The organism is Actinomadura geliboluensis, assembly GCF_005889745.1.
Taxonomy (GTDB): domain Bacteria; phylum Actinomycetota; class Actinomycetes; order Streptosporangiales; family Streptosporangiaceae; genus Spirillospora; species Spirillospora geliboluensis.
On the sequence record NZ_VCKZ01000398.1, the window covers coordinates 1 to 8,069 of the forward strand.

Genomic DNA, 8,069 nt, shown 5'->3' on the forward strand with positions numbered 1-8,069 from the left:
CACCAAGGGCGCCTGGATCGCGCTGATCGGCGGGCCCGTCTACCTGCTCGTCACCGTCATCCTCGACTGGGAGGTGCCCGGCTGGGCCGCCTTCCTCGCCGTCGCCGCCTTCATCGGCGGCTTCGTCACGCTCGTGCTGCGGATGGGCGACGAGCCCCGCGACCCCGACGACGGGGCCATCGTCTAGCCCGGGCCCGCCGTCCGGTCGAGGCGGAGGTCGGCCAGGACCGGCCGGTGGTCGGTCGCGATCGGGTAGTCGCGGGCGAGGGCCTCCTCCTCGGGGACGCCGCACGCGTCGACCCCGATCGCGGGGTCGGTGAAGACGGCGTCGATGCGCCGGTTCGGGTTCCGGGCGGAGAAGGTGAGCTCCCCGCCGGCGCCGGCCACCGCGTAGGCGTCCCGGAACCGGCCCGCGAGCACGCCCCAGGCGGCGCCGCCCGGTTCCTCGTTGAAGTCGCCCGCCAGCACCACGGGCGCGCCGTGGCGGTCGTGGGCCCGGTCGAGGTGGCCGAGGATCTCGTGGACGTGGCGCTCGCGCGCGCCGGGCTCAAGGTCCAGATGGGTGCTCGCGGCGATCAGGCGGGCGCCGTCCGCCTCCAGCACGGCGATCGCCAGCGCGCGCCGGTGCAGGCCCCGGTCGGGCGTGAGCAGATGGAACTCGCGCGCGACCCGGCGGACGTGCGGCGCGGTGAGGACGGCGAGCCCGCAGGCCCGCCGTCCCGCCGCGATCCGCAGGCCGCACGCCCGCGCCAGCAGGCGGCGCCGCAGCCGCCACGCCCGGAACCGCGGGACCTCCTGCAGGCACAGCACGTCCGGGCCCGCGCCGCGCACGACGCGGGCCACGGCCGCCGCGTCGTCGCGCAGCGACCGGACGTTGTAGCTCAGCAGGCGGACGGCGGCCACGCCTAGACGGCCGCGTCCTGGACGGCCGCGTCCTGGACGGGCCGGACGCGGGCGAGGTCCGCGGCGCCGACGATGCCCGCCGCCGACCCGAGCTCGGCGATCCGGATGTCGGGCAGCGGGCGGTGGCCGCGTCCGGTCAGCGCGTCCTCGAACGCGGCGCGGATCGGGTCGAGGAGGAGGTCGCCGGCGTCCGACAGGCCGCCGCCGATGATGAACGCGCCCGGGTCCAGGATGGCGGACAGGTCGGCGAGGCCCTGGCCCGCCCAGTGCGCGATGGTGCGGAAGCACTCCAGGGCGGCCTTGTCGCCCTCGCGGGCCGCCTGCGACACCTCGGGGCCGCTGATGCCCTCCGGCCGCCCGCCGCCGAGCTCCAGCAGCCGCCCCGCCATCGCGGGCGCCACCCGGGCGAGGTCGCGGGCCTCGTGCACGAGGGCGTTGCCGCTGGCGTACTGCTCCCAGCAGCCGCGGTTGCCGCAGCCGCAGCGCCGCCCGTCCGGGACGACCCGGAAGTGCCCCATCTCGGCGCCGATGCCGAACCGGCCCCGGTACAGCTCGCCGTTGATGATGATGCCGCCGCCGATGCCGGTGCCGAGCGCCACCAGGACGAGGATGTCCTCACCGCGCCCGGCGCCGAACCGGGCCTCGCCCCACGCGGTCGCGTTGCCGTCGTTCTCCACGACGACGGGCAGGCCGACCAGGCTCTCGACCTTCTCCTTGATCGGCTCGTCCCGCCAGGCGAGGTTCGGCGCGAACAGCACCGTGGCGCGGGCCTCGTCGACGAAGCCCGCGGTGCCGAGGCCGACCGCCGACACCTCGTCGTACTTGCCCTTCAGCAGGTCGACGACCTCGGCGATGGTCTCGGCGGTCTCCTTGGGGTTCGTCGAGGGAGTCGGCCGGCGGACCTTCTCCAGGATCGTCCCCCGGTCGTCGACGACCCCCGCGGCCACTTTCGTGCCGCCCACATCCACGCCGATGGTCAGGGCCATGTAACGCTTCCTCCTCCTCGCGCGCCCCGGATGGAGCCACTGCCGCAGTACCCGATGCCGGCGGGGCCGGGCCGGCTCCGCCGGGCCGGGCCATCCCGACCGGTCGGACGTACCCGCCCGCGGGCGAATCGACGCCTCCGGGGGCCCGGGCTCCGTGCGTTGGCACGGTCCCATGCCCCGCCGTCGCCTCCATCATCCCCCGCCGCGGGCGCGCGCGGTATCGGCGCCGCCGCCGGGCTCCCCGCCGCGCGGCGGGGAGCGCGGCGCCGGGCTCAGCTCTCGACGCGGCGCTTGAGGCCCTTGAGCGCGGAGTCGATGATCCGCTTCTCGCCCTTGCGCTTCACCATGCCGATCATCGGGATGCGGACGTCCACGGCGAGCTCGTAGGTCACCTCGGTGGCGCCGCCCTCCTCGGCGAGGGCGTAGGTGCCGTGCAGGCCGGTGACGACCGTGCCCGGCTCGACCAGCTCCCAGCTGACCCGGTCGTCGCCCTCCCAGGTGTAGGCGAGCCCGACGGTGTCGCTGAACGGGCCGCCGTCGAAGGTCAGCCGGCCGCGCAGCGCGCGGCCGTCCTCGCCGGTCTCCTGCACGGTGAACTCGCGGATGCCGCTCGCCCACCGCGGGTACGCCTCCAGGTCGGCGATCACCGCCATGATCTCGGCCTTGCCGGCCTTGACCGTGATGGAGGAACGCGTGCGGTCGGCCATTTCCGTCTCCCTCCTGCCGTCCGCGGGCCCGCGCCGGGGCCCGCCGTCGTGACGACGGTATCCGTCACACCGTCAGGACGTACGGAACGCCGCGTGCGCGGAAGTGCCCGACGTTCACGCATTCGGTGCGGCCGATGCGGATCCGGCTCGCGAGCGGCTGGTGGACGTGCCCGAAGAGCGCGTACCGCGGCTGCGTGCGGCGGATCAGCTCCAGGATCGCCTCGCTGCCCCGCTCGAACCGGCGCGCCACCGTGTCGTAGAGCAGCTCGGGGACGGCGGGCGGGATGTGCGAGCACAGCACGTCGACCTCGCCGATCGCCGCGACCTTGGCGGCGTAGGTCTCGTCGTCCAGCTCGTAGGGGGTGCGGTACTCGGTGCGCAGGCCGCCGCCGACGAACCCGAACCGCAGCCCGCCGATCTCGGTGGTCTCCCCGTCCAGGACGTGGTGGCCGTCGCGCAGGTGCGCCGCCCACATGCGCGGGACGTCGACGTTGCCGTACGTCAGGTAGGCGGGGGCGGGCATGGCGGCGAACAGCTCCGCGTACTGCCGGTCGACGGCGCGCTCGATGTGCGGCCACGCGTCGCCCTCCAGCGACGCCCACAGGCCCCGGGAGAAGGCGCGGGCCTCGTCGAAGCGCTTCTCGGTGCGCAGCGCGATGAAGCGGTCGGCGTTCTCCTGGCCGAACAGCTCGCCGAAGATCCCCTGCGCGTGGTCCTGGTAGTCGATGAACAGGATCAGGTCGCCCAGGCAGACGAGGACGTCGGCGCCGTCCGCCGCGCTCGCCAGGGCGTCCGCGCGGCCGTGGACGTCGCTCACCACGTGGATCCTCATGAACCGACTCTAATAGGACAGACCACCCCGCAGGGCGGGCGGGGCCGCCGGTCGCGGTTCCCTGCTCGGGGTCAGCCGGTCGCGGCGGACACCAGCGAGCGCCACTCCCGCACGAGGGCCGGGTCGACGGGCAGGTCCCAGGCGCCGTCCGGGCGGACGGCGGTGCCGACGTGGAACGCCGTGACGCCCGCGGCGGCGAGCACCGCGACGTGCTTGCGGCGCAGCCCGCCCCCGGCCATGATCATCCCGGCCGCGTCCGGGTCCTCGGTGGCGCGCCGGACCAGCACGTCCACGCCGGCGTCGACGCCGCGCGCGGAGCCCGCCGTGAGGACGGTGTCGAGGCCGCCGCCGAGGTGGCGGACGGCCCGCCACGCCTGCACGGGATCGGCGGCGTGGTCGAGCGCGCGGTGGAACGTCCACGGCAGCGGGGCGGCGACGGCGGCGAGCTTGCCGGTCGCGGCGGCGTCGACCTGGCCGGCGGAGTCGAGGAAGCCGAGCACGAAGCCGTCCGCGCCCGCGGCGGCGAGGTCGGCGGCGGCCCGCCGGAGCCGGTCCAGTTCGGCGCCGGTCGTGCGGAAGCCCGCGTTCGCCCGCAGCATCACCCGCATCGGCAGCGCCGTGGCGGCCCGCATCGCGGCGACGAGGTCCGGATCGGGGGTGAGCCCGTCGGCGGCCATGTCGGCGACGACCTCGATCCGGTCGGCGCCGCCCTCCTCCGCCGCGCGCGCGTCGTCCACGGTGAGCGCGATCACTTCCAGCAGCGACATGGCCCTCCCCCGAACCGCCTGCGTTGTGCGACCGGGGACCAGCGTAGGCGACGCGGCGGCGGGCGCCACGGGCGACGGGGCGTTCTTTGCCGTGCCGTTGAACCGGCGAAATTCCTACTGATGGGTATCATTCGGGTGCGGAAGCCTCCGGAGACTTCCCGCCGACCTGGAAGACCGACAACAGGAGTGGGCCGTGCGCGAGTTCAGCGTCCCCGCGATGGTGGAGGTTCCCGACTCCGCCAATCTGACCGACGCGCCCTTCACCCGTGCCGCCGAGCAGCCCGGCACGATCGTGGCGCGCCGCAAGAGCGGATCGGGAGCGGGGGACGCCTGGAGCGCCGTCACCGCGGCCGAGTTCGCGGCCGAGGCCGCGGCGGCCGCCAAGGGCCTCGCGGCCGCGGGCGTCGAGCCCGGCGACCGGGTGTGCCTGCTGTCGCGGACCCGCTACGAGTGGACCGTCCTCGACTACGCCGTCTGGACGGCCGGCGCCGTGTCCGTGCCCATCTACGAGACGTCGTCCGCCGAGCAGATCGAGTGGATCGTCGGCGACTCCGGCGCGAAGGCCGTGTTCGCCGAGACCGCCGAGCACGCCGAGCGCGTCGCCGGGGTCCGGGACCGGCTGCCCGGCCTCGCGCACGTCTGGACCATCGACGAGGGCGGCGTCGACGAGGTCGTCCGGCTCGGCGCGGACGTCGGCGACGACGTGATCGAGGAGCGCCGCCGGTCCCGCACCGCCGCCGACGTCGCCACGCTCGTCTACACCTCCGGCACCACGGGCCGCCCCAAGGGCTGCGAGCTCACCCACGGCAACCTCGTGTCGACCGCGCGGAACGCGGTGCAGGGCGCGATCGCCGAGGTCGCCGTCGAGGGCAGCTCCACGCTGCTGTTCCTGCCGCTCGCGCACGTGTTCGCGCGGCTGATCCAGGTCGCGACGATCGAGGGCGGCATCGTCCTCGGGCACAGCGACATCCCGAACCTGCTGCCCGACCTCGCCTCGTTCCGGCCGACGTTCCTGCTCGCCGTCCCGCGCGTGTTCGAGAAGGTCTACAACGGTGCCGAGCAGAAGGCCGCGGCGGACGGCAAGGGCAAGATCTTCAAGGCGGCGGCCGAGACCGCGATCGCCTACAGCCGGGCGCTGGACGCCGGCCGCCCCGGGCTCGCCCTCAAGGCGCGGCACAAGCTGTTCGACGTGCTGGTGTACGGCAAGCTGCGCGCCGCCGTCGGCGGCCGGGTGGAGTACGCGGTGTCGGGCGGGGCGGCGCTGGGCGAGCGCCTCGGGCACTTCTTCCGCGGCGTCGGCATCACGATCCTGGAGGGCTACGGCCTCACCGAGACGACCGCGCCCGCCAGCGTGAACCGGCCCACCGCCATCAAGATCGGCACGGTGGGCCGGCCGATCCCCGGCGTGGACGTCCGCATCGCCGAGGACGGCGAGGTCCTCGTGCGCGGCATCAACGTCCTGCGCGGCTACTGGAACAACGAGGCCGCCACCAAGGAGGCCCTGGAGGACGGCTGGTTCCACACCGGCGACCTCGGCTCCCTCGACGAGGACGGCTTCCTGCGCATCACCGGCCGCAAGAAGGAGATCCTCGTCACCGCGGCGGGCAAGAACGTCGCGCCCGCCCCGCTGGAGGACCGGCTCCGCGCGCACCCGCTGATCAGCCAGTGCCTCGTCGTCGGCGACGGGCGCAAGTTCATCAGCGCCCTCGTCACGCTGGACGAGGAGGCGCTCGGGCCGTGGAAGGAGCAGCACGGCAAGCCCGCGGCGATGGGCGTCGACGACCTGCGCCGCGACCCCGACCTCATCGCCGAGATCGAGGGCGCGGTCGCCGAGGCCAACACGTCGGTCAGCCACGCCGAGGCGATCAAGAAGTACGTCATCCTCGGCGTCGACTTCACCGAGGAGGCCGGCCACATGACGCCGAGCCTGAAGGTGAAGCGCAACGTCGTGATGAAGGACTTCGCCGACGAGATCGACTCCCTCTACGCCTCGTAGCGGGGGCCGCCCTGCGGGTCAGCGGAGCGAGGCGACGGCGTCCTCGACCGGGGTGCCGCCGTTCAGCAGGTCGAGCGTGCGGCGGCGGACGCCGGGGTCGTCGAGCAGCGCCGCGATGACCGCCGCCACGTCGTCGCGGGTGACCGCGTCGTGCCCGATCGGCGGCTCGTCCAGCCGCACCAGGCCGGTGCCGGGGTCGTCGGTGAGCCGGCCGGGACGCAGGATCACCCAGTCGAGGGCGTCGCGGTCGCGGAGGTCGTCCTCGGCCTCGCCCTTGGCGCGGATGTAGGCGTCCCACACCTCGCCGCGCCCCGGGGCGGCCTTCTCGCCCGCGCCCATCGCGGAGATCTGCACGAAGTCGCGCACGCCCGCGCGCTCGGCGGCGTCGGCCATCAGCACCGACGCGGCGCGGTCGACGCTGTCCTTGCGGGCCACGCCGCTGCCCGGCCCCGCACCGGCGGCGAACACGACGGCGTCCGCCCCGGCGATGAGCCCGGCGACCTCGGCGGCGCCGGCGGACTCCAGGTCGCACACGACCGGTTCGGCGCCGGCGTCCCGGACGTCATCCGCGTGCGCGGGGTTGCGGATGATGCTGCGTACGGTGTCCCCCCGTGCGGCCAGCAGCCGGGACAGCCGCAGCGCGATCTGCCCGTGCCCGCCCGCGATCACAATGTCCATGCCGCGATCGTAGGACGCCCGGCCCCCGGACGCGCGCGGACGCGGCCGGTGAGGCCCGCCCTCACCGGCCGCGTTCCGGTGCGCTCCCCCGGCGTTCCGGGCTTCCCGGACGCGGGGCGCGGGTCAGCGGCGCTTGCCGGTGGTGCGCGCGCCCTTGTTGATGGCGTTGACCGCCTGCCGCATGAGCCCTTCGCCCATCACGTTGATGAAGTCGCCGTGGTCGGTGACCGGGTCGTGGCCCGACTCGGGGAAGCTGTCCAGCGCGAAGGCGAGGGGCTTGGCGGGCACGTCGTAGGCCAGCGTCATCCGCAGCTGCGGGATCGCCTTGAACCCCTGCGGGCAGGCGCCGGTCCGCGCGTCGGCGAAGGCGACGTGGTCGCGGTGGTTGGCGCTGTCGGTGTTCTGGCCGTCCCAGCAGCCGGGGAAGTTCAGCACGCGCTCGACCTTGCTGCCCCGCGGGCACAGCGGGTACTTGTCGGTGAACGCCCGGTTCTCGAAGCCGCTGCACGTCCACGACGCGTGGGCGTTCTTCAGCCCGTTGGTGACGGCCTTGGCGTCGCCGGTGGCGATGCGGATGAACGGCGGCGCCGCCGTCACCTTGGCGCGCGGGTTGCCAAGGAACTGCAGCTTCACGCTGGACGGGGTGACGATGCTGCCGACGTTGCCGTCCGCCGTGCTCTGCTCGGCCCGGTCGGAGGTGTCCTTGCCGTCGCGCAGCCGGATCACCGGCCAGAAGTAGGCCGACTTGTCGCCGTTGGTGCACGTGGTCCCGGCGGCGGCGAACGTCTCGTCGGTGGAGAACGCGTTCGTGTCGAGGTTCCCGACGTAGTCGTGGATGTGGTGCGCGCCGTTCACGACGCCGGGCGCGGCGAGGACGTTGTCGGGGTTGCTGTGCGCCTGGCCCTCGTTCACGCCGCAGTTGGACGAGAACACGCCGGTGGACGCCTGCCGGGTGCGGCGCGGCTGCCGGACGCGGGGCGCCTTGCGGATGTCGACGAACTGGTCGGCGCGCAGTTCCGGGTTGGGCGGGGGCTGCTGCCCCTGGTCGCCGCCGTCGCCCTGGCCGCCGTTCTGGCCGTCGTCCATCTGGCCGCCGTCGCCCATCTGGCCGCCCATGCCGTCGGTGGGTTCACCGGTCGGCTGGTCGGTGGGCTGGTCCGTGGGTTCGGCCGTGGGCTGGTCGGTGGGCTCGGCGGCCGG

At 74.6% G+C, this 8,069-nt stretch carries 8 protein-coding genes and 1 pseudogene; 2 read left to right on the forward strand and 7 right to left on the reverse strand.

Translation table 11 applies throughout. The features are described 5' to 3' along the window. Positions 1 to 187, forward strand: a pseudogene (locus tag ETD96_RS36250) (hypothetical protein); the annotation flags it as partial. Here ETD96_RS36250 and ETD96_RS36255 read toward each other — a convergent pair. From ETD96_RS36255 to ETD96_RS36275, 5 genes are all read right to left on the reverse strand, one after another. After that, positions 184 to 903: an endonuclease/exonuclease/phosphatase family protein gene (locus ETD96_RS36255; RefSeq protein WP_138640988.1), complete on the reverse strand. Its 720-nt coding sequence runs from the start codon at positions 901 to 903 to the stop codon at positions 184 to 186. The pseudogene ETD96_RS36250 and the gene ETD96_RS36255 overlap by 4 nt on opposite strands. A gap of 2 nt (positions 904 to 905) precedes the next feature. Continuing rightward, entirely contained in the window at positions 906 to 1,889 is a 984-nt protein-coding gene (locus ETD96_RS36260) for an ROK family glucokinase (RefSeq protein WP_138640989.1), read from the reverse strand. 272 nt (positions 1,890 to 2,161) lie between these two features. After that, positions 2,162 to 2,596 (reverse strand): SRPBCC family protein, encoded by a 435-nt coding sequence (locus ETD96_RS36265; protein WP_138640990.1) that lies wholly within the window; start codon positions 2,594 to 2,596, stop codon positions 2,162 to 2,164. Between the two features lie 64 nt (positions 2,597 to 2,660). After that, the gene (locus ETD96_RS36270; protein ID WP_138640991.1) at positions 2,661 to 3,428 is read right to left on the reverse strand and encodes a metallophosphoesterase family protein; all 768 of its coding nucleotides are present in this window, start codon (positions 3,426 to 3,428) and stop codon (positions 2,661 to 2,663) included. A gap of 71 nt (positions 3,429 to 3,499) precedes the next feature. Beyond that, the gene (locus ETD96_RS36275) at positions 3,500 to 4,195 is read right to left on the reverse strand and encodes a copper homeostasis protein CutC (RefSeq protein WP_138640992.1); all 696 of its coding nucleotides are present in this window, start codon (positions 4,193 to 4,195) and stop codon (positions 3,500 to 3,502) included. A 193-nt stretch (positions 4,196 to 4,388) separates the two neighbouring features. Here ETD96_RS36275 and ETD96_RS36280 point away from each other — a divergent pair, with 193 nt between their 5' ends. Further along, positions 4,389 to 6,191, forward strand: a complete 1,803-nt coding sequence (locus ETD96_RS36280) for an AMP-dependent synthetase/ligase (protein WP_138640993.1) — start codon at positions 4,389 to 4,391, stop codon at positions 6,189 to 6,191. 18 nt (positions 6,192 to 6,209) lie between these two features. Here ETD96_RS36280 and ETD96_RS36285 read toward each other — a convergent pair whose 3' ends face one another. Both ETD96_RS36285 and ETD96_RS36290 read right to left on the reverse strand, forming a co-directional pair. Next, entirely contained in the window at positions 6,210 to 6,869 is a 660-nt protein-coding gene (locus tag ETD96_RS36285) for an NAD(P)H-binding protein (RefSeq protein ID WP_138640994.1), read from the reverse strand. Positions 6,870 to 6,992: 123 nt separating this feature from the next. Beyond that, positions 6,993 to 8,069, reverse strand: a 1,077-nt coding sequence (locus tag ETD96_RS36290; protein ID WP_138640995.1) for a DUF1996 domain-containing protein, incomplete at its 5' end; no start/stop codon positions are given.